The organism is Candidatus Pelagibacter communis, assembly GCF_001180205.1.
GTDB classification, from domain to species: Bacteria; Pseudomonadota; Alphaproteobacteria; order Pelagibacterales; family Pelagibacteraceae; genus Pelagibacter; species Pelagibacter ubique_O.
The window spans coordinates 1-594 of record NZ_CVSU01000108.1; the positions used below are offsets into that span (position 1 = coordinate 1).

General features: G+C 15.5%; 1 protein-coding gene. It reads right to left on the reverse strand.

Going from position 1 to position 594, the window contains the following annotated elements:
* Positions 1 to 28 precede the first annotated feature (28 nt).
* Positions 29 to 499, reverse strand: coding sequence for a hypothetical protein (locus tag AMO08_RS04860; RefSeq protein WP_075485761.1), 471 nt, complete (start codon positions 497 to 499; stop codon positions 29 to 31).
* Positions 500 to 594 lie beyond the last annotated feature (95 nt).

Genomic DNA, 594 nt, shown 5'->3' on the forward strand with positions numbered 1-594 from the left:
TTATTTATACAAACAATAAAAAAATATTTTAATTTTTTAAAAACAAAATTTTTCTCAAGAATTTAAATAAAAGTAAAAATAAAAATGGTACAAAAGTTTTGATTGTATATGTGTCATTATTTACTTTTTTAATCCAATTTAATTTAATCAATCTCTTAATTCTATTTTCAAAGAAATTATTAATTTTATAAAACTTTTTAATGTCTTTTATTTTTTTAATTTTATTTTCTTTTATTAATATCATCATATTTACTCTTGATGATGTTTGGCTCATATTTATAATATTAAAAATTGAAAACATAATTAAGTAAAAATTAAATAAGAAATATACTGCAATGTCTAATTTATCATAGATAGCAAAAAATAAAAAAGATAAAAAACCAATTATCAATGTAGAATTAATTATAATTTTTTGAAAAGATATTTTTTTAAAAACAAATCTAATTAAAAAAACTTGAATTATTAAAACCAATATAATTAAATGAAATGTAATTATCACTAACCTTTCCCACCTTTGATATTGTAAATAATTCTTACAATTGAAAAGAAAGAGGCAAAAATCTTTCCAATTAAATTTAAACTTAAATTATTTTT